Annotated in this window: 13 protein-coding genes and 1 pseudogene; 12 read left to right on the top strand and 2 right to left on the bottom strand. The window is 70.9% G+C overall.

The genetic code is table 11. From position 1 onward, the window contains the following. Positions 1-5 precede the first annotated feature (5 nt). From AQI70_RS35450 to AQI70_RS35425, 6 genes are all read left to right on the top strand, one after another. Positions 6-1,049 carry an ABC transporter permease gene (locus AQI70_RS35450; RefSeq protein WP_062156549.1) on the top strand — a complete coding sequence of 348 codons (1,044 nt, stop codon included), beginning with the start codon at positions 6-8 and terminating at the stop codon, positions 1,047-1,049. Then, positions 1,046-1,981: a carbohydrate ABC transporter permease gene (locus AQI70_RS35445; protein WP_062156548.1), complete on the top strand. Its 936-nt coding sequence runs from the start codon at positions 1,046-1,048 to the stop codon at positions 1,979-1,981. The genes AQI70_RS35450 and AQI70_RS35445 overlap by 4 nt, the downstream gene beginning before the upstream one ends. Positions 1,982-2,137: 156 nt before the next feature. Next, a complete protein-coding gene (locus AQI70_RS35440) occupies positions 2,138-4,357 on the top strand; it encodes a sialidase family protein (RefSeq protein ID WP_062156547.1) in 2,220 nt (739 codons plus the stop codon). Then, on the top strand, positions 4,357-6,336 hold the full coding sequence (locus tag AQI70_RS35435; protein ID WP_062156546.1) for a beta-galactosidase: 1,980 nt from the start codon (positions 4,357-4,359) through the stop codon (positions 6,334-6,336). Before AQI70_RS35440 ends, AQI70_RS35435 begins: the two co-directional genes overlap by 1 nt. After that, positions 6,333-8,519 carry a glycosyl hydrolase family 95 catalytic domain-containing protein gene (locus tag AQI70_RS35430; protein ID WP_062156545.1) on the top strand — a complete coding sequence of 729 codons (2,187 nt, stop codon included), beginning with the start codon at positions 6,333-6,335 and terminating at the stop codon, positions 8,517-8,519. Before AQI70_RS35435 ends, AQI70_RS35430 begins: the two co-directional genes overlap by 4 nt. 37 nt (positions 8,520-8,556) lie before the next feature. Next, positions 8,557-9,270 (top strand): glycoside hydrolase family 12 protein, encoded by a 714-nt coding sequence (locus AQI70_RS35425; RefSeq protein ID WP_062156544.1) that lies wholly within the window; start codon positions 8,557-8,559, stop codon positions 9,268-9,270. Between the two features lie 82 nt (positions 9,271-9,352). Here AQI70_RS35425 and AQI70_RS35420 read toward each other — a convergent pair whose 3' ends face one another. Further along, positions 9,353-11,464, bottom strand: a complete 2,112-nt coding sequence (locus tag AQI70_RS35420) for a glycoside hydrolase family 36 protein (RefSeq protein WP_062156543.1) — start codon at positions 11,462-11,464, stop codon at positions 9,353-9,355. Between the two features lie 70 nt (positions 11,465-11,534). Between AQI70_RS35420 and AQI70_RS35415 the strand changes: the two genes are divergently transcribed. From AQI70_RS35415 to AQI70_RS35395, 6 genes and pseudogenes are all read left to right on the top strand, one after another. Further along, positions 11,535-12,572 carry a LacI family DNA-binding transcriptional regulator gene (locus AQI70_RS35415; RefSeq protein WP_062156542.1) on the top strand — a complete coding sequence of 346 codons (1,038 nt, stop codon included), beginning with the start codon at positions 11,535-11,537 and terminating at the stop codon, positions 12,570-12,572. 97 nt (positions 12,573-12,669) lie between these two features. Further along, positions 12,670-12,813: pseudogene (locus tag AQI70_RS40495) on the top strand (transcriptional regulator); the annotation flags it as partial. A gap of 136 nt (positions 12,814-12,949) precedes the next feature. Then, entirely contained in the window at positions 12,950-14,272 is a 1,323-nt protein-coding gene (locus AQI70_RS35410; RefSeq protein WP_062156541.1) for an ABC transporter substrate-binding protein, read from the top strand. 2 nt (positions 14,273-14,274) lie between these two features. Next, on the top strand, positions 14,275-15,198 hold the full coding sequence (locus AQI70_RS35405) for a carbohydrate ABC transporter permease (RefSeq protein ID WP_062156540.1): 924 nt from the start codon (positions 14,275-14,277) through the stop codon (positions 15,196-15,198). Continuing rightward, on the top strand, positions 15,195-16,019 hold the full coding sequence (locus AQI70_RS35400; protein ID WP_062156539.1) for a carbohydrate ABC transporter permease: 825 nt from the start codon (positions 15,195-15,197) through the stop codon (positions 16,017-16,019). The genes AQI70_RS35405 and AQI70_RS35400 overlap by 4 nt, the downstream gene beginning before the upstream one ends. Before the next feature lie 82 nt (positions 16,020-16,101). Continuing rightward, positions 16,102-18,570 (top strand): CBM35 domain-containing protein, encoded by a 2,469-nt coding sequence (locus AQI70_RS35395; RefSeq protein WP_062156538.1) that lies wholly within the window; start codon positions 16,102-16,104, stop codon positions 18,568-18,570. Between the two features lie 61 nt (positions 18,571-18,631). On the opposite strand, the gene AQI70_RS35390 is transcribed toward AQI70_RS35395, so the two are convergent. Then, a complete protein-coding gene (locus AQI70_RS35390; RefSeq protein ID WP_062156579.1) occupies positions 18,632-19,819 on the bottom strand; it encodes a sulfotransferase family protein in 1,188 nt (395 codons plus the stop codon). Positions 19,820-19,935 lie beyond the last annotated feature (116 nt).

Raw genomic sequence — 19,935 nt, 5'->3', positions numbered from 1 at the left:
ACGCCGTGTCCCACAGCACGGTGCCTCGGAGCAGGGCCGAGGCGAAGAGCAAGACTGCGCGTGAGAAGACTCCGGTGGCGTCGGGCGGCGTCACCGGGGCCGAGGGGAAGCGGCCACCGGGGAAGCTGAGCCTCAAGGTCAGGTTCAGACGCGACCGGCTGCTGCTCCTGATGACGCTGCCGGCCCTCGTGCTGGTCCTGCTCTTCAACTACGTGCCGATCCTCGGCAACGTCGTCGCCTTCCAGGACTACGACCCCTACATCAGCGAGAACGGGGTCGTGTCCATCCTGAACAGCCCCTGGGTGGGTCTGGAGAACTTCCAGCGGATCTTCGAGGACTCGGCTTTCTGGGACGCCGTCCGGAACACGCTGGTGCTGTTCTTCCTCCAGCTCGTGCTGTACTTCCCGATCCCCATCCTGCTCGCGCTGCTGATCAACAGCGTGGTCAGGCCCCGGGTGCGGGCGGTCGCGCAGGCGGTCCTGTACCTGCCGCACTTCTTCTCCTGGGTGCTGGTCATCGCCGTCTTCCAGCAGATGTTCGGCGGCGCGGGAATGCTCTCGCAGCTGCTGCGGGAGAACGGCTACAACGGCCTCGACATCATGACCAACCCGGACACCTTCGCCTTCCTGGTCACCGCGCAGACCGTGTGGAAGGACGCCGGGTGGGGGATCATCGTCTTCCTCGCCGCTCTGGCCTCGGTCAGCCCCGACCTGTATGAGGCCGCCGCGATGGACGGCGCGGGCCGCTGGCGCCGGATGTGGCATGTCACGCTGCCGGCTCTGCGCCCGGTGATCGCTCTGCTGCTCGTGCTCCGCGTCGGTGACGCCCTCACCGTCGGCTTCGAGCAGATCCTGCTGCAACGTGACGCCGTCGGACCGGGTGCGGCGGAAGTCCTCGACACCTTCGTGTGGTGGAACGGCGTACGCAACCAGGACTTCAGCTACGCGGCAGCCGCCGGTCTGGTCAAGGGCGTCGTCAGCCTCGGCCTGGTCCTCGCCGCGAACAAGGTGGCCCATCTCATGGGCGAGCAGGGGGTGTACAAGAAGTGACCGCCGTCATCGACAAGCCTGTGCGTGAGCCCCGTCGGTGGGCGGCGCCACCGCGGCCGACGTGGGAGGAAGAGCCTTCCAAGGCCGGCCTCGCGGGCAAGGGTCTCGCCCTGTCACTGGCCTGCCTGGCGATCCTCTTCCCGCTGTGGATCGTCGTCGTCACCAGCCTCTCCTCGCGCAAGACCATCGACGAGGCCGGCGGGCTGGTGATGGTGCCCAAGGACATCACCTTCATCGCCTACCAGGAACTGCTCAGCGGCGGTCAGGTCACCCGCGCGACGGTCATCAGCATCCTCGTCACCCTGGTCGGCACGCTGTTCTCGATGACCGTGTCCGTGCTGTGTGCGTACGGGCTGTCCCGGAGCGGGTCGATGGGGCATCGGTGGATCCTGATGACGCTGCTGGCGACGATGTTCTTCAGCGCCGGTCTGATTCCTACGTATCTGCTGGTGCAGACGCTCGGGCTGACGGACACGTATCTCGCGTTGATCCTGCCGAGTGCGGTGAGTGTGTTCAACATCCTTGTGCTGCGCGGGTTCTTCATGGGGATCTCGCAGGAGCTCATCGACAGCGCGCGGATCGACGGGGCCGGTGACTTCCGGGTTCTGTGGCAGATCGTCATGCCGCTCTCGCGGGCGGTGCTTGCCGTCATCACGTTGTTCTACGCCGTCGGGTACTGGAGCGCCTGGTTCAACGCGTCGCTGTACTTGAACGACCAGGACATGATGCCGTTGCAGAACGTCATGATTCAGCTTGTGCAGAAGCAAGAGGCCCCAGTGGGGCTGGGGCAGGCCATCAAGACAGGGCAACTGTCGGGGTTGGCTGTCCAGATGGCCGTGATGGTCATGGCGCTGCTGCCTGTTGCGGTGCTCTCTCCCTTCGTCCAGAAGCATTTCAAGAAGGGCATGTTGACCGGCGCGGTGAAGGGCTGACGCCCTCGCAGGAAGGTCTCGCCGTAGGACTACCGGTTGTTTGCTGTCTGCGGCTTCGTTGTGGTTGGTCGCGCCCACGCGGCGGAGCCGCACATCGATACAGCCCCGCGCCCCTAGGTAGGTATCCGCACCCCCGCTTCAAGAACGAGGTATGTCATGCGCACGTCCCAGCCCAGTAGACGAGCCGTTCTCGCCGGGACCGCGGCCGCCGCCGCGCTCACCGGCCTTCCGTCCCTCGCGGGGCCGGCGTCCGCCGCGGAGCCCGCTGCCGCCGCCGGCCAGGCGTACCGCTGGCGCAGCGCCGTCATGGGCGGTACCGGTTTCATCACCGGCGTTCTCTTCCACCCCTCCGTCCGCGGCCTCGCCTACGCCCGCACCGACATCGGCGGCGCCTACCGCTGGGACGACCGCACCGCCGGCTGGGTCCCGCTGACCGACCATCTCGGCTGGGACGACTGGAACCTCCTCGGTGTCGAGGCCATGGCCGTCGACCCGGCCTACCCGAACCGCCTCTACCTCGCCCTCGGCACCTACTCCCAGTCCTGGGCCACCAACGGCGCCGTCCTGCGCTCCGACGACCGCGGCGCGACCTGGACCCGCACCGACCTCTCCGTCAAGCTCGGTGCCAACGAGGACGGGCGGGGCACGGGCGAGCGGCTGCTCGTCGATCCGCGGGACAGCAACGTCCTGTGGCTGGGCACCCGGCACGACGGACTGCTGAAGTCGACGGACCGCGGGGCCACCTGGGCCGCGGCTTCCGGATTCCCGGGTTCCCCGAGCGCCACCGGTCAGGGCGTCACCCTCCTCGTCGCCGCCGGACGCACCCTCTACGCAGGCTGGGGCGACAGCGACGGCAGTACGCCCAACCTGTTCCGCACCGTCGACGGCAGAACCTGGGAGGCCGTCCCCGGCCGGCCCTCCGGCACCGCCGCCAAGGTCCCGATCCGCGCCGCGTACGACCGGGGCACCAGCCACCTGTACGTGACCTACGCCAACGCGCCCGGCCCCAACGGCCAGTCCGACGGCAGCGTGCACAAGCTGTGCACCCTCAACGGGAAGTGGACCGAGGTCACGCCCGTGAAGCCGGGCGGGACCACAGCCGAGGGGTCCGCCGACACCTTCGGGTACGGCGGTGTCGCCGTGGACGCCCGCCGGCCCGGCACGCTCGTCGTCTCCACCAACAACCGCTGGGCGGCCGTCGACACGGTGTTCCGCAGCACCGACGGCGGCCGGACCTGGACCTCCCTGAAGGACACGGCCGTCTTCGACGTCTCCGAGACCCCCTACCTCAAGTGGGGCCAGGACAAGCCGAAGTTCGGCTGGTGGATCCAGGCCCTGGCCCTCGACCCGTACGACTCCCGGCACATCGTCTACGGCACCGGCGCCACCCTCTACGGCACCCGGGACCTGAAGAACTGGGCCCCGCAGATCCGCGGCCTGGAGGAGGCGTCCGTGCGCCAGCTGATCTCGCCCCCGGTGGGGGAGGCGCACCTGATCAGCGGCAACGGGGACATCGGCGTGATGTACCACGAGTCGCTCACGGCATCCCCCTCGCGCGGCATGGCGTCCAACCCCGTCTTCGGGTCGGCGACGGGACTCGCCCAGGCCGCCGCCAAGCCGGCGTACGTCGTCCGCACCGGCTGGGGCGACAACGGCAACGGCGCCTACTCGAACGACGGCGGGCAGACCTGGGCGCCCTTCAAGGCCCAGCCCTCCCTCGCCAAGGACGCGCCGGGGCCGATCGCCACCAACGCCGACGGCAGCGTGCTGCTCTGGGTGTTCGTGCACTGGGACGGCACGAAGTACCCCGCCCACCGCTCGGCGGACAACGGCGCCACCTGGTCCGAGGTCTCCTCCTACCCGAAGGGCGCCACACCGGTCGCCGACCCGGCCGACCCGACGCGCTTCTACGCGTACGACACCGACACGGGAACGCTGTACGCCAGCACCGACAGCGGGCGTTCCTTCGCCGCCCGGGCGACCGGACTGCCCTCCGGTGACACCCAGTTCGAGCTGGTCGCGGCGCCCGGACGCGCCGGCGACCTGTGGCTGAGCGTGAAGTGGAACGGGCTCTACCGGTCCACCGACGGCGGGGTGAGCTTCTCGAAGGTCGACAGCTGCTGGGCCTCGTACACCCTCGGCTTCGGCAAGGCCGCCGACGGCGCCGACTACCCGGCGATCTACATGGTCGGCTCCACCGAGACGATCACGGCCGTGTACCGCTCCGACGACGGGGCGAAGACCTGGGTGCGGATCAACGACGACCAGCACCAGTGGGGCTGGATCGGCGAGACGATCACCGGCGACCCGCGGATCCACGGGCGCGTGTACATCGCCACCAACGGGCGTGGCGTGCAGTACGGGGAGCCCGCCTGATGCCCGGCATGTCCGACGCCACCCGTGGCCGCATCCTCTTCGGCGGCGACTACAACCCCGAGCAGTGGCCCGAGGAGACCTGGCACGAGGACGTCCGGCTGATGAAGGAGGCCGGGGTCAACTCGGTCACCCTCGGCGTCTTCTCCTGGGCGAGGCTCGAACCGCGGCCGGGGGAGCGGAACTTCGGCTGGCTGGACCGGCTGATGGACCTGATGCACGACCACGGCATCGGCGTCGTCCTCGCCACGCCCACCTCGTCCCCGCCCCCGTGGCTGGGCCGGCTGCACCCAGAGACGCTCCCGCGCGACGAGGACGGCCGGACCGAGTGGTGGGGCTCCCGCCAGCACTTCTCCCACTCCAGCGCGGCCTACCGGCGCTACGCCGCCGCCATCACCGAGGACCTCGCCGCGCGCTACGGCGGCCACCCGGCCCTCAGGATGTGGCACATCAACAACGAGTACTGCACCTACGACTGGGGTGACGAGGCCGAGGCCGCCTTCCGCCGCTGGCTCCAGGAGAAGTACGGCACCCTCGACGCCCTCAACGAGGCCTGGGGAACCGCCTTCTGGAGTCAGGGCTACGGCGACTGGTACGAGGTCCTGCCGCCGCGCCGGGCGCACTACATGAAGAACCCCACCCAGGTGCTGGACTTCAAGCGGTTCACGTCCGACGCGCTGCTGGAGTGCTACCTCACCGAGCGTGACATCGTCGCCCGGCACAGCCCGGACATCCCGGTGACCACCAACTTCATGGCCCTGTGGCAGGGCCTGGACGCCTGGGCCTGGGCCGAGCGGGAGGACGTCGTCTCGATCGACGTCTACCCGGACCCGCGCGACCCGTTCGGCGGCCAGTTCGGGGCGCTGGTGCACGACATGACCCGCTCGCAGGCGCGTGGCGGTCCCTGGATGGTCATGGAGCAGGCCGCCGGGCCGGTCAACTGGCGCGGGGTCAACCACCCCAAGCCGGCCGGCCTCAACCGCCTCTGGTCCCTGCAGGCCGTGGCCCGCGGCGCCGACGCCGTCTGCTACTTCCAGTGGCGGCAGTCCCGGCAGGGCTGCGAGAAGTTCCACTCCGGGATGGTCAGCCACGCGGGGGAGCACGGCCGTACCTTCCAGGAGGTCAAGCGGATCGGTGCCGAACTCGCTGTCCTCAGCGAGAAGGTGACGGACACTCAGGTGGAGGCCGCCGAGGTCGCCGTGCTCCTCGACTGGAACGCCTGGTGGGCGAGCCGGCAGGACGGGCGGCTCTCCTTTGAGGCGGACTACCCACAGATCGTCCGCGCCTGGCACCGCGCCCTGTGGGAGGCGCACACCACCGTCGACTTCGCCCACCCCGAGCACGACCTGTCCGCGTACAAGCTGGTCGTCGTCCCGCAGCTGTACCTGATGACGGACACCGCCGTCGACCGCCTGGTCACCTATGCCGAGGGCGGCGGCACCCTCGTCGCGGGCTTCCAGACCGGCGTCGCCGACGAGGACGACCGGGTCCGCGCGGGCGGCATGGACGCCCGCCTGCGCGACCTCTTCGGCATCCGTGTGCTGCACGAGTGGTGGCCACTCGACGCGGGCGAGAAGGCCGATGTCGAGGGCTTCCACGGCACCCTGTGGTCCGAGGAGATCGAGGCGGCGGACGACGTGGACGCCGTGACGCCCTACAAGGGCGGCGAGTTGGACGGCCTGCCGGCGGTGCTGCGCAAGGGCCGCGCCTGGTACGTCTCCACCCTCCCCGAGCCGCACGCCCTGCGCACGCTGCTCGCCGACATCGCCGCCGAGGCGGGCGTACGACCGGCCCTCGCCGGGCTCCCGGCCGGGGTGGAGGCCGTACGCCGGGGCGGGCTGCTGTTCCTGCTCAACCACGGGCGCGACGGTGTCACCGTGCCGGTGCCCGGCCGCCACCGCGACCTGCTGACCGGCGCCGACGTCACCGACGGGGTGGAACTCGGCCGGTACGGGGTCGCCGTACTGGAGCGGGTGCCATGACCGGGCCCGTGCACGGCACCTGGGAGCCGGCCCCGGCGGCCCGCTGGGAGGACGCCTTCCTGAGCGGGAACGGCCGGCACGGCGTCATGGTGTTCGGCGATCCGAACGACGACCGCGTCATCGTCAACCACCACACCCTGGTCCGCCCCAACGGCGGCGAACACGCCCGTCCCCCCGCCCTCGCCGCCGAACTGGCCTCCCTCCAGGACCGGTTGCTGGCCGGGGACGTCACGGCGGCCGAGCGTTTCACCGACGGGCGGGACGTGCAGTGGGTGCAGCCCTTTCACCCCGCCTTCCGGATGGGACTGCGCCGCCCGGCCGCCGACACCTCCGGCTACCGCCGCGCCGTCGACTTCACCACCGGCGTCACCCACGCGGAGTGCGCGGGCTGGCGCAGCCGGGTCTTCGTCTCCCGCGCGGACGACGTCATCGTCCAGCAGGTCGAGGCGGACGACCTCGTCGTCACCCTCGACCACCGGCTCCCCGGCGCCCCCGCCGCACTCGTCGTCGGCCAGAGCATCGTCCGTGCCTGTGAAGGCGCCCTCCTCACCCTCCGCGTCCGCTACCCCGACAGCGACCGCGGCTACACCGGAATCACCCTGGTCGTGCCGACGGGCGGCCGTACCGCGCTCATCCCGCCGGGCGCACGCGTCACCGGGGCCGACTCCGTCCTCCTCCTGACCCGGGTCGTGCGGCACACCGGCGAACTGGACACGGCGGCCCATGCCGACGCCCTGCGTGACCTGCTCACCGAGTCCGGCACCTACTCCCACCTCCTGGACCGGCACACGCCTCTCCATCGCACCGCCTACGAGCGCGTGACCCTCGACCTGGCCGCCGACCCCGCCGAACGTGCCCTCCCCGGCTCGGAGTTGCTGAGCCGCCCGAAGAGCCCCGCCCTCCTGGAACGCCTCTTCGCGGCCGGCCGCTACCACCTGCTGTCCGCCTCCGGCATGCTCCCGCCCCGGCTCACCGGCCTGTGGACCGGCGACTGGAACACCGCGTGGTCGGGCGCGTTCACCACCGACGCCAACCTCAACCTCCAGACCGCGTCGGCCGCCGCGGCGGCGCTCCCGGAGGTCACCGAGGCCCACGCCGCCCTCATCCACGGCCAGGTCGACCACTGGCGCGACAACGCCCGCGCGATCTTCGGCACCCGTGGCGTGGTGGCCCCCGCCCACACCGACGGCGAGTCCGGGCACCTCTACCACTTCAGCCGCGAGTACCCGCTCCATCTGTGGACCGCCGGCGCCGACTGGCTCCTCAAGCCCCTCGTCGACCACGACGAGACCCGCGGCGAACAGGACCCGCGCACGGCCGCCGTCCTCGCCGAGGTCGCCCGGTTCTACGAGGACTTCCTCACCCGCACCGACGACGAGGGCAACCTGGTCGTCGTCCCGTCCTACTCGCCCGAGAACCGCCCCGCGAACGCGAGCTGGGGCACGGTCAACGCGGCCATGGACCTCTCGGCGGCCCGGCACGCGCTCCGCACCGCCGCCCGCTACCACCCGGAGCACGCCGACCGCTGGCGCGCCCTCGCCGACCGCCTCCCGCCGCACCGGATCAACGCCGACGGCGCCCTCGCCGAATGGGCCCGGCCCGGACTGGAGGACACCTACGACCACCGTCACCTCAGCCACCTCTACGGGGTCTGGCCGCTCGACGAGATCACCCCGTACGACACCCCGGACCTCGCGACGGCCGCCCACCGTGCCCTGGAACTGAGGGGCGCCGAGAACGACTCGGCGCACGGCCACCTCCACCACGCCCTGATCGCGGCCCGGCTCCGGGACGGCGAGCGCGTCGCCCACGCCCTCGACCAGGTACTGGACGGCGACTTCTTCCACGCCTCCCTGATGAGCGCGCACTACCCCAAACGCGACGTCTACAACGCCGACGCGGCCCACACCCTGCCCGCCGTACTGATCGAAACGCTCGTGCAGTCGACCTCGGACCGCCTGGTGCTCCTCCCCGCGCTGCCCGCTGCCCTCCCCCAGGGGCGGCTGCGCGGCGTGCGTACCCGGTTCGGAGCCGAGGTCGACCTCACCTGGAGCCCGAACCGAGCGACCGCGGTGATCCGCCCCACGCGCACCCACCGCGTCGAACTCCGGACTTCCTCCGGCGCCGAACCGCTCGACCTCGTCGCCGGAGAAGACCACGTCCTCCGCCTGGGGGAGTGGTAACCCCCCGCAATTCCCCCCACCCATGGAAAGGGACACCATGGCAAAGAGCACACTGCGCAAGATCACCATGGCCGTGCTGGCCCCGGCGATGGCCTTCGGCGCCACCGTCGGGCTCGCCTCCGCCCCCGCCTCCGCCGCCGTCTGGAACTCCTGCGACCAGTGGGGCAACACCAGCCTGAACGGCTACACGCTCTACAACAACATCTGGGGCTCCGGCGCCGGCAGCCAGTGCATCTGGGCCAACTCCGGCACCAACTGGGGCGTGTGGGCCAACCACCCCAACACCGGCGGCATCAAGTCGTACCCGAACGCCAAGAAGGTGGTCAACAAGACGATCACCTCGCTCGGCTCGCTCACCAGCAGCTACAACGTCACCGTCCCGTCGTCCGGCGCGTACAACACGTCGTACGACATCTGGGACACGGACTACGACTACGAGATCATGCTCTGGGTCAACTACAACGGAGCCGTCGGTCCGCTCGGCACCTCGCAGGGCAGCGTCACCCTCGGCGGCCACTCCTGGAACGTCTACAAGGGCAACAACGGCGCCAACGAGGTCTTCTCCTTCCTGCGGACCTCCGACTCCAGCTCCGGCACCGTCAACATCCTGCCGATCCTGAAGTGGATCAAGGACACCAAGGGCTGGATGGGCAACGAGACCATCGGCGACGTGCAGTTCGGCTACGAGATCACCTCGTCGTCCGGTGGTCTGGACTTCCGCACCAACAACCTGACGGTCAGCAGCAGCTGACCCGACAGACCGAGGTCAGCAGCTGACCCGACACCCGAGCCGGCACCGCCCTTCCCCGCGGCGCCGGCTCGGGCCGTATGCCTCAGCCGCCCGGCGTGAGACGGACCAGCAGGACACCGGGCGTCCGCGGCAGCGACACCCGCAGCCCGTCCCCGTCCCAGAGCGCCGAGCCCGCCGTCGCGGCGGACGGGTGCAGGATCTCCGCACGCGCCTCCCGGCCCGCCAAGTGCCCGACGGACAGGCGGAGTTCGCCCGCCCCACCGCGCCGCCACACCGAGAGGTACGACGGGCCGGCCGGCACCCGCATGCCCAGTGCCAGCCACTCGTCCGTCCACCCCGGCAGCCCGAGCGGCCAGAACGGCACGGCCCGCGCCAGCTCCCCGCGGATCGACTTGTACGTCTCCACCGCGTCCCTGACCAACCCCAGCTGGTGCGCCGACATCCGGTTCAGATGGCCGGACAGATGGATCCGGCCGAGCAGCGCCCCGCCCAGGGTGAAGGCGATCAGATCGTCGTCGAACTCCGGCTGGGGGTAGGCCCAGACCGCGCCCTGCTCGGGCGGGACGGCGGTCGGCGCGGCGGCGGCGATCGGCGGGTAGCGCAGCGGGTCCTGCTGGTCGCTGGTGGACTGGAGCTGGCTGACGGCCAGCGTGGCGCCGTCCATCCGCATACCGCCGGAGGCGCAGTTCTCGATCACCAGGTGGGGGTGGCGGTCCAGGACGTCCGCCAGCCAGTCCAGATACGCCCGCGCGTGGCCGAGCAGCCCGGCGCCCGGTGCGAGGTCGCCGGGGGCGCGGGTGCCCGGGTCGACCACGATGTTGTAGTCCAGCTTGAGATAGCCCACGCCCCAGTCGCCGACGATCCGGTCCACGGTCTTGTCGAGGTGCGCGCGGGCGGCCGGGTGCCGCAGATCGAGCTGGTGGCGGCCCTGCTCTGCCAGGCGCACGCCGTCCCGCTGGAAGAAGGCGTCCGGGGGGAGCGCGGCGGCGACCGGGCTGCGGACGCCGACGACCTCCGGCTCCAGCCACAGCCCCGGCACCATCCGGCGCTCCCGGATCCGGTCCAGGACCGCCCGAATGCCGCCGTCGGGGAAGCGGCGCGGTGAGGGCAGCCACTCCCCGACGCTGTCCCACCAGCCCTCGGTGTCGTCGTCGTACCAGCCGGAGTCGATGCAGAAGTACTCCGCGCCGGCCTCGGCGGCGGCGTCGATCAGGGGCAGCAGCTTCTCGGTCGTCGGGTCGCCCATGAGGGTGTTCATGTAGTCGTTGAAGACGACGGGGAGTGCGGTGTGGTCGGGGTGCGGGCGGCGCAGGGCGCGCCGGTACGAGGTCAGGGCGCCCATCGCGGCGTCGAACCCGGAGCCCAGCGCCAGCGCCGCCGGCACCGTGGCGCACTCCTCGCCCGGCGCGAGCCGGACCCGCCACTGGTGCTCGGCGTCCGTGGGGCCGTTCAGCGCGAGGTAGCTGCCGTGGGCGCGTTCGCCCAGGTCCCAGCGCCAGCCGGCCGGGGACTCGATCTGCCACAGCCAGGTCCGGCCGCCGTCCCGCTGGGTGAGCGCCCCCATCGCCAGATGGCCGTCGGTGGACCAGCTGCCGCGTCCGGTGACGACGAGGGCGGCCCGGCTGTCGTGCTGATGGGCGTCGACGTTGATGTCGGCGACGGCCCGGCGCAGCGGCTCGGACTGCCAACGGCACTCCGCGAGCCAGTCGTTGCGGGCCCGGTGCACGTCGAGGGCGTCCGGTGAGGGGAGGCCGCCGAGCAGGAGACTGCTGACCGACTGGACGACGAGGGGTTCGGTGCCGTCGTTGCGCAACCGCACCCGGGAGCGCAGCACGGCGATCCCGTCCGGCGAGGACAGCTCGGCGAACGCCGTCAGCCCGGTCGCCGGGTCGTGGAGTTCGACGGTCAGCCGCTCCCAGTCGCCGTGTCTCGCGGTGCGGTGGCCCCGATACGCCAGCCGCGCGCCGAAGGCCGTGCCGGTGAAGCGCGGGCCGGACCAGCCGCTGCCGTGGCCGAGGGCGGTCAACTCGACGAGAGGGAGGGCGGCTTCCGGGTCGGCGGGAGGGGTGCCGCCCAGCCGGACCAGCCGTGGCGTCCCGTCGGCGGCGACGGCGAACTCGCTCTCCAGGGCCGTATGCCCCCAAGTGAACGTCCTGTGGGTGCCGTTGAGATCCGCGTCCGCCAGACCGGTCAAGGTGCTTCCCCCTCGTGATCCCTCGTCACGTTCTCTTGACGAGCCCTGTGTGACCGGTCACAATCCTCGCATGAATGTGACCGGTCACACAAGGAGCCCGGCGAGCATCAGGGACGTCGCGGCCGCCGCCGGGGTCTCCTACCAGACCGTCTCCCGGGTGATCAACGGCCATCCGAGCGTCCGGCCGGCCACCCGGGAACGCGTGCTCGCCGCCATCGACGAGCTGGGCTTCCGGCGCAACACCGCCGCGCTCGCGCTGGCCAGCGGGCGCAGCCGGGCCGTGACCGTGCTCACCGCCAACACCACGCACTACGGCTACGCCTCCATCCTCCAGGGCGTCGAGGAGGCCGCCCGTGCCGCGTCCTACGCGGTCGGGATCAGCGTCCTGGAGTCGGCCGAGGAGGCCGCCGTCGCCGCCGAGGTGCGGCGCGCGGCGGACGCGGGCGGCGGGCTGATCGTGATCGCCTACGATCCGGCCGGTGTCGGGGCCCTGGCCGCCGTCCCCGCCGGGGTGCCGGTCGTCGGCGTGGTCGAGACCCCGGCGAGCCCGCCCTCCGGTGACCGACCCTGGGTGTGGACCGACGACCGCGAGGCCGCCTACGAGGCGACCCGCCATCTGCTCTCCCTCGGCCACGAGACCGTGCACTACGTCGCCATACCGTCCAGCACTCGGCGCACCAGCGCCCGCACCAGCGGCTGGCGGCAGGCCCTGAAGGAGGCCGGCGCCCCGCAGCCCCGGCCCGTGCAGGGCAGCTGGGGCCCGGCCGGCGGCCACGCGGCGGGCCTGAAGCTCGCGCGGGACCCCGCCGTCACCGCCATCCTGTGCGGCAACGACGACCTCGCCCTCGGCGTGCTGCGCGCCCTGCACGAGACCGGCCGCGCGGTGCCGGACGAGGTCAGCGTGGCCGGATTCGACGACGCCCCGCCCTCCGCCTATCTGACTCCGTCCCTGACCACGGTGCGCCTGGACTTCACCGGCCTCGGGCGGGCCGCGTTCGCCCTGTTGCACGGGGTGCTGGAGGAGTCCGCGCCGGTCGCCCCGCATCCCGTGTCCGTGCCGGAGCTGGTGGTGCGGGAGAGCTCGGGACGGGCGCCTGCCGGCCGCTGAACGGTTCTGCGAGTGGCCGCAGTTGTGAGGCCCCGCTTCTTGAAGGACCTGTTCCGGAAAGGGAACGTGATGACGAGAAGACCTCTTCCGGTGCCCTTTGGGCTGCACCGGCCTCGGGCGGGCCGCGTTCGCCCTGTTGCACGGGGTGCTGGAGGAGCCCGCGCCGGTCGCCCCGCATCCCGTGTCCGTGCCGGAGCTGGTGGTGCGGGAGAGCTCGGGCCGGGCGCCTGCCGGCCGCTGAACGGTCGTACGAGTGGCGGCAGTTGTCAGGGCTGCCTCCTGAAGGAACTCGGGTCGGTCGTCCGCATGAACACCCCTGTGAAGACAGCGCAGCTGTGAGTCCCGCTTTCTGAACCACCTGCTCCGAAAGGCACGTGATGAACAGAAGAGCTCTCCCCGCCCTGGCGCTGATATGCGCCGTCGGCCTCGCCGCCACGGCGTGCAGCGACCCCACCGCCGCGGACTCCGACTCCGGCACCGAGCGGACGGCGGTCGATCCGACCGCCCGCCTCGACGGGGTGAAGCTGACCATGTGGACCGCGCAGAACACGGTGAACGCGCCCAAGCAGGTCATCGACGCCTTCGAGAAGGCCACCGGCGCCAAGGTGGAGACCCAGGCCATCCCGGACCTGTACGAGCAGAACGTGCCGACCAAGCTGGCCTCCGGCGACCGTCCCGACCTGATGTTCTGGCAGCCGTCCATCTCCACGCTGCCGTTCATCCAGCCGAAGCAGAACCTCCTCACCCTCGACGGGGAACCGTGGGAGGCCAGGCTCGGCGACACCGAGAAGTCGCTCGGCATGATCGACGGCAAGCGGTACGCGGCGATCGTCACCAGCCCCGCCATGCTCGGCGTCTACTACAACAAGGACGTCTTCAAGCGGGCCGGGCTGAGCGAGAAGGACTTCCCGAAGTCGTACGACGAGCTGCTGGCCCTCGGCCACAAGGTCGTCGACAGCACGGACGCGGCCGGCTTCTACGAGGCCGGCGGCGACAAGTGGCCCCTTCAGTGGCAGATGCAGGTCCAGCTCACCGACCTCGACAAGCAGTGGTGGGACGGGCTCAACAAGAACCAGGAGAAGTGGACCGACCCCGTCGTCGTCGGGGCGATCAAGAAGTACAAGGAGAAGCTGCTCGACGCCGGGCTCGCCCAGAAGAACTACCGCACCGGCACCTTCACCGGTCAGGCCGACGCCCTGTGGAAGGGCGAGGCCGGCATGGTCCTCAACGTCACCTCCTTCCAGAGCCAGCTGCAGGCCAAGTACTCCAGCGCCGAGATCGACAAGAAGATCGGCTGGTTCCCCATCGCCAACTCCTCGGCCACCGGCATGTACTCGCCCGACCAGACCAACGGCGTGGTCGCCTTCAGAACCGGTGACGACAAGCGGCAGAACGCCGCCCGCCAGTTCCTCGCCTTCTGGCTCGGCCCGGATTACGCCGACTACATCAAGACGATGAAGATCCCGTCCGTGCAGCCGTCCGTGCCCACGCCCGACGGGCTACCGCAGACGTCCAAGGCCCAGGTCACGGCCCTGCCCACCGCCATCGGCGTCTTCCAGGCCAAGGCGATCGTCGCTCCGGACACCCACCTCTACCTCGCCGACATGATCTTCGGCAAGAAGAGCCCGCAGCAGGTCGCCCAGGCGATCCAGGACCAGTTCGCGCAGGTGGCCAAGGCCCAGGGCGCGCCCGGGTTCTGACCATGGCGGACACGGTCGTACGTACGCGCAAGCAGCCGTCCGCACCAGGCGCGCCCAAGGAGGTGGGGCGGCTGCCGCGCGCCGCCGTGCACCACCCCTGGTGGTTCGCGCTCCCCGCGATCGTCGTCTTCGCGGGCTTCTTCCTGGTGCCCAACCTGCTCAACTTCTACTACCCGTTCACCAACTGGTCCTCCTACCACGCGGACATCGCCTTCACCGGCCTGGACAACTTCAAGACCATCGCCGACGACGGCTCCCTGCTGCGCGCGATCCGCACGACCCTGCTGTACGCGCTGCTGGCCGCGCTGTTCCAGAACGGCTTCGGGCTGGTGCTGGCGCTGCTCCTTGAGGACGACAGCCGCTTCAACCGGTTCTTCCGGGCGGTCTTCTTCCTGCCGGTGCTCATCTCCGCGCTCGCCACCGGCTATGTCTTCCAGGCGCTGCTCGACCAGGACGGGGCCGTCAACGCCGTGCTGGGCACGGACGTTCCGTGGCTGGGCTCGCCGACCTGGACGCTCGTCGTGGTCACCCTCATCCACGGCTGGAAGTGGATGGGCCTGTCGATGCTGATCTACCTCGCCGGGCTCAAGGGCATCCCCGGCGAGATGCTGGAGGCCGCGAAGTGCGACGGCGCGGGGCCCTGGCGGACCTTCTGGTCGGTGCGCCGGCCGATGCTCGCGCCCGCGGTCACCTTCAACGTCACCACCGCGCTGATCGGCTCGATGAACACATTCGACATCGTGCAGGCCACCACGGGCGGCGGCCCCGCGGCCTCCACCGAGGTCTTCAACATCTACATGTTCCGGATCTTCGGACAGGGCCTGTACGCCCAGGCCTCCGCGATGAGCCTCGTCCTCTTCCTGGTCGTGGTCGCCGTAGCGATCCCGCTGGTCGTCGGCCTGCGGCGAAGGGAGCAGATGCTGTGACTCCCGTGTGGCGCTACGGCCGTCCGGCCCTCGTCCTGCTCCTCGCCGCCCTGGCCGTCGGCGTACCGCTGTGGCTGGTCGCGGTCACCTCCGCCAAGCCGCAGGCGGAGGCCATCAGACCCAACCTCGACCTGCCCCGGCACTGGCAGCCCGGCAGCAACTACCAGGACGCCGTCAGCCAGGGCGAGATGCTGCGCGGGTTCGTCAACTCGCTGCTCGTCGTGGTGCCTTCGGTGGTGCTGGTCCTGATCCTCGGGGCGGGCGCGGCCTGGGTCTTCGCCCGCCGCAAGTCGAAGCTGGTCTCGGCCGCGTACGCGCTGTGCATCAGCGGACTGCTGCTGCCGCCCGCCGTCATCACCATCGTGATGGAGCTGCGGCAGCTGGGGCTGGCGAACACCCGGCCCGGCATGATCGCCGTCTACACCGGCATGTACCTGTCGACGTCGATCTTCTTCATGACCGGCTTCATCCGTGCCATCCCCATGGAGCTGGAGGAGGCGGCACGGATGGACGGGGCGAAGCCGTCACGGATCTTCGTCCGGATCATCCTGCCGCTGCTCCGGCCTGTCATCGCCACCGCGACGATCATGGTGATGCTCTACGCCTGGAGCGACATCTTCTACGCGTTCTTCGTCCTCGGCGGCGGCGAGCGGGCCACTCTCCCGCTGAACCTCTACCAGGTCGCCGGCGCCCAGCTCTACCTCAACAACTGGCACCTCGTCTTCGCGTACGTCGTGGTGATGAGCCTGCCCATGGTCGCCGTGTTCCTCGTCGGCCAGCGAAAGATCGTGTCCGGAATCACCAGTGGAGCCGTCAAGTGACTGGAGGTCCAGCAGCGTGAGAACCCCCGCCCGCACGAGATCCCGCACCGCCTTGCTAGCAGCCGCACTCGGAGTAGCCGCCATGGCAGCCACCCTCCCCGCAGCCGGGTCCGCGACCGCCGCCGCGGACCCCCAGCGCCTCACCGTCGACCTCGCCGCCTCCGAGGGCCCGGTGATGCTCGGCGCCAACGGCGCGCTGTACGGGCTCGGCGACGACGGAGTGCCCGCCGACGCCGCGCTGGAGCCCCTCAAGATCACCAGCATCTCGCAGAAGCCGCAGGGGGGACTTCAGCACCCCAACGGTGACGCGCTCTCCGTCTCCAAGTCGTTCTTCCGCAACGGCGGCGGCGAGATCAACGTGATGATGCAGGACATCTACGCCAAGTGGCCGTACGAGGACCTCGGCATCGACGACTACCTCCCCAAGGTCGACAAGATCGCCAAGGAGGTGTCGGCCGACCCCGACAGCGACCGCTTCGTCTACATCCCGTTCAACGAGCCCGACCAGATCTGGTACAAGCTCGGCGTCTCCGACCAGGCGCAGTACGAGGCCAACCGCGACCGGTTCTTCAAGGACTGGAAGACGGTGTACCAGCGGATCCGCGCGACAGACCCCGATGCCCGGATCGCCGGGCCCAACGAAGCCGCGTACCACAGCCGCCTGTTGAAGGACTTCCTCGCCTTCGCCAAGCGCGAGAACGTGCTGCCGCAGATCATGACCTGGCACGAACTCGGCTCCGGCTCACTGCGGGACTTCCAGGCGCACTACGACAACTACCGCGCGCTCGAACGCGAGGCGGGCATCGCGCCCCTGAAGATCAACATCGACGAGTACGCCAACCGCCGCGACCTGTCCGTGCCCGGGCAGCTCGTGCAGTGGGTCTCGATGTTCGAGCGCAACAAGGTGTACGCCAACATGGCCTACTGGGATGCCGCCGGCAACATGAGCGGCCATGTGGTGCGTTCCGGCATCCCCAACGGCGGCTGGTGGTTCTTCCGCTGGTACGCCGGACTGACCGGCGACACCGTCAAGGTGACCCCGCCGCAGCCGAACGCCATCGACACCCTCCAGGGCCTCGCCTCCCTCGACACCTCCCGCCGCCAGGCCCAGGTCCTGCTCGGCGGTTCCGCCGGCGACTCGGACGTGGTGGTGCGCAACGTCGCCCGGTCCCTCTTCGGCCGCACGGTCACCGCGACCGTCGCCGAGGCCGCCTGGTCCGGCTACGAGGGACAGCACGCGACCCCGCGGGTGCTGGCCCGCACGAAGGTGAAGGTGGCGGCCGACGGTTCGGTGACCGTCCCGCTGCGCGGCATGGACAAGATGTCGGCGTACCGGATCGTCCTCACCCCCGGCGGCTCCGGCACCCCGACCGCCGCCTCCGTCCCGTGGACGGCGTCCTACGAGGCCGAGGACGCCGCCATCACCGACGGCAAGGTCTACACCCAGGGCACCGTCAGCAACGCCAACGGCTACGCGGCCTCCGGCACCAAGGACGTCGGCTCCCTCAACCAGGCCACCAGCAAGGTCGACTTCACGGTGACGGTGCCGAAGGACGGCACCTACGACCTGGCGATCCTCTACGGCAACCAGTCCGGCGCCCCGGCCACCCAGCGGCTGTCGATCGACGGCGCCGCCCCGCTCACGGTCAGCTACCCCTCCACCGAGAACTGGACCTACCGCGCCAAGAAGGACGTCACCGTCCGGCTCTCCGCCGGCACCCACCAACTGGCCCTCGCCAAGGGCGACCGCGAGGTCACCCTGGACCGTATCGACCTGATCGCACACGACGGTGAGCCCTCGGCGTCGTACGAGGCCACGCTGGCCGACATCAGCGGGAAGCCGTCGTACGACTACTCCTCCTCGGCCGGCGTGGGCACCGGCGCGCTCGTCCTGCGCTCCGGGGACAAGGCCGTCTTCGACGTCTACGCCCCGCGCGACGGCTACTACACGGTGGTGCCGCACGCCTCCGCGCCGGTGCGGCTGGCCCTGCACGGGGAGACGGTGACGGCGGCGCCCGGAAAGCCCCTGCGGCTGTACCTCGTGGCGGGCAACAACCGTCTCGCGCTGACGGCCCGGCACGCCTCCGTCGGCTCGCTGCACGTCTCGGGCGACGGCTCGACGCGCGGCACCCTCTCCTACGAGGGCGCCTCGGCCACCCTGGCGGGCGGGGCCCGGCTGGTGGACTCGGCCCACGCCTCCGCGGGCTCGTACATCGGCTGGCTCGGCAACAGCCCCTCCAGCACCGCCGAGTTCACCGTGGACGCGCCGAAGGCCGGGCGCTATGTGCTGGTCGTCCACTACGCGCACAATGACCGGCGCGACAACGGCCACGCCTACAACACCGACATCATGTCCCGTGCGGCGGACATCACGGTCGGCACGGCGGCGCCGCTGAAGGCCACCTTCAAGAACACCTGGAGCTGGGACGACTACTGGACGCTGGGCGTCCCGGTCGACCTGAAGAAGGGCGCCAACACGGTGACGTTCCGGAACGCGACCGCGTGGGCGCCGAACATCGACCGGATCGAACTCGGCCGCGTCGTCGGATAGCACACGGGCTGCCGGTGGGCCGGCCCCGCACTCGACCCGAGTGCGGGGCCGGCCCTTGCCGTCAGGCCCGGTCGACCTCGGCGCGCAGCGCGTTGTAGTCGGCGAAGGCGGTCTCGACGTCGGCGCGGGTCAGGCCGTAGCGGGACAGGTCGTAGCGGTGCGGGCGGCTTCCCCTGGGGCGGGCGACGACACCGGGGAGCCGGGCGGCGTCGGCGTCGGTCCAGCGGGCGCCGACGGCGGCGTAGAGCTTCGGGACGCCGGTGGCCGGGTCGGCGCCGAGCCAGGAGTACGGGACGTCCACCAGCGACTCACGGGGGAGGGCGGCACGGGCGGCGAGGCCACGCGCCATCGAGCGGCTCAGCGCGTCGAGCCAGGTGGCGCCGATGCCGTGCAGGTCCACGGGGCGGGTGCTGACGGCCATGCCGTGCTCGATCAGGCTGCAGAAGGAGGCCACGACGGTGACCGGGTCGCGGTGGGTCCACACGAGCGTGGCGTCGGGGAAGACGGTGAGCAGGGCGTCCAGGTTCTGGATGTGCATGGGGGACTTCAGCACCCAGCGGCGGCGGGGGCGGCCGTACTGCAGGACCTGGTAGACCTGCTTGAGGTGCCGGTAGTCGGGGACGAAGTCACGCTGGTAGTACCAGTCCGGGTACTGCGTGATCAGGGCCTGCGACAGTGGCATCTGGGCGTGCGGGAGGGCGAAGGTGCACTCCTCGGGGCCCTCGGCGACCATCGGGTGGATGTCGCGGAAGCGCGGGGCGAACAGGTTCGTGCCCCGCACCATCCGGCGTCCGGTCGCGATCGCCCTGCGCCGCTGCCGGGGTGAGGTGTCCAGGTCGGGCGTGAGCAGCTCCCACAGCAGGGGGCACCGGTGCTCGTCCGAGAGGGACAGCACGGCGTGCGCGAGCGTGGTGGCGGTGCGCGGCAGGCCCACCACGAACACCGGCCGCTCGATGGGCTCGCGCTCGATCGCCGGGTGCTCGGCGATCAGCCGCCGGATCCGGGCCCGGTTGGCGAGCTGCCCGCGGACGTGGGCCCGCGCGGACGCCCAGCCCACCGGCGTGAGGTTCTCCGCCCCGGCCCAGCAGCGCAGCAGGAACCGGAAGTCGTCGACGAACGACTCGTCGCGCTCCGCCTGCCCGGCGTCGGCGAGAAGCCGGTCGAAGACCTGGTCGGGGGTACGACGGGAGCCGAACGCCGGCCGCAGCAGCAGGTTGGCCAGGGCGAGGGGTAACGGGGTCGAGGGCACGGAGGTCGAGTTCCTTTCGACGGCGGGGCGGCTGTACACGTCAACTGGCTCAGCATGCCCGTGAGTTGACGGCCCTGCCCACCCCGGCGACTCGGCCGTCCCCCACGAGCGGCCCT

It is taken from the genome of Streptomyces curacoi (assembly GCF_001513975.1).
Classification (GTDB): Bacteria; Actinomycetota; Actinomycetes; order Streptomycetales; family Streptomycetaceae; genus Streptomyces; species Streptomyces curacoi.
Note: the sequence above shows the minus strand (reverse complement) of the source record. Positions and strands in the feature narration are given on the sequence as shown.

What these genes read in the sequence shown, in the direction of transcription:
- AQI70_RS35425 (WP_062156544.1), top strand. Translation starts at nt 8,557, where the DNA reads ATGGCAAAGAGCACACTGCGCAAGATCACCATGGCCGTGCTGGCCCCG.
- AQI70_RS35410 (WP_062156541.1), top strand. Translation starts at nt 12,950, where the DNA reads ATGAACAGAAGAGCTCTCCCCGCCCTGGCGCTGATATGCGCCGTCGGC.
- AQI70_RS35435 (WP_062156546.1), top strand. Translation starts at nt 4,357, where the DNA reads ATGCCCGGCATGTCCGACGCCACCCGTGGCCGCATCCTCTTCGGCGGC.
- AQI70_RS35395 (WP_062156538.1), top strand. Translation starts at nt 16,102, where the DNA reads ATGGCAGCCACCCTCCCCGCAGCCGGGTCCGCGACCGCCGCCGCGGAC.
- AQI70_RS35415 (WP_062156542.1), top strand. Translation starts at nt 11,535, where the DNA reads ATGAATGTGACCGGTCACACAAGGAGCCCGGCGAGCATCAGGGACGTC.
- AQI70_RS35440 (WP_062156547.1), top strand. Translation starts at nt 2,138, where the DNA reads ATGCGCACGTCCCAGCCCAGTAGACGAGCCGTTCTCGCCGGGACCGCG.
- AQI70_RS35405 (WP_062156540.1), top strand. Translation starts at nt 14,275, where the DNA reads ATGGCGGACACGGTCGTACGTACGCGCAAGCAGCCGTCCGCACCAGGC.
- AQI70_RS35430 (WP_062156545.1), top strand. Translation starts at nt 6,333, where the DNA reads ATGACCGGGCCCGTGCACGGCACCTGGGAGCCGGCCCCGGCGGCCCGC.